Below are 318 nucleotides of genomic sequence, written 5' to 3' on the forward strand. Positions count from 1 at the left end.
CTGGGCGCACGGCGTGGCGGGCTGCTCACCGCCGTGATCGTCCTGCCGCTGTTCGTGCCGCCCGTGATCTTCGGCGGCGGAGCCCTCGACGCCTTCGCCAGCGGCCTCACGTGGACCAGCGGCTTCGCCCTGCTGGGCGCCTATGCCGCCGCGGCGGTCGCCTTCGGGCCGATCGCGATGGCGGCGGCGTGCCGGAACGCGCTGAGCTAGCGCTCCCGGGGTTTCGGGTACCAGAGCGCGTTGACGATCACCCAGCGCTCGCCGAAGCGGCCGAGGTGGAAGTAGTCGACGAACCAGGGCGTCTCGACCCGGGCGACG

General features: G+C 73.3%; 2 protein-coding genes. One reads left to right on the forward strand and one right to left on the reverse strand.

Features of this window, described 5'->3' with window-relative positions; translation table 11 throughout:
- The coding region (locus tag DJ021_RS18540) for a heme exporter protein CcmB (protein ID WP_207801913.1) at positions 1-210 on the forward strand (210 nt) is incomplete at its 5' end.
- Here the strand turns inward: DJ021_RS18540 and DJ021_RS18545 are convergent.
- Positions 207-318: nuclear transport factor 2 family protein (locus DJ021_RS18545; protein WP_165837293.1), on the reverse strand; the 112-nt coding region annotated here is incomplete at its 5' end. The genes DJ021_RS18540 and DJ021_RS18545 overlap by 4 nt on opposite strands.

The sequence above is a fragment of the Phenylobacterium hankyongense genome, from assembly GCF_003254505.1.
In the GTDB taxonomy this organism is placed as follows: Bacteria; Pseudomonadota; Alphaproteobacteria; order Caulobacterales; family Caulobacteraceae; genus Phenylobacterium; species Phenylobacterium hankyongense.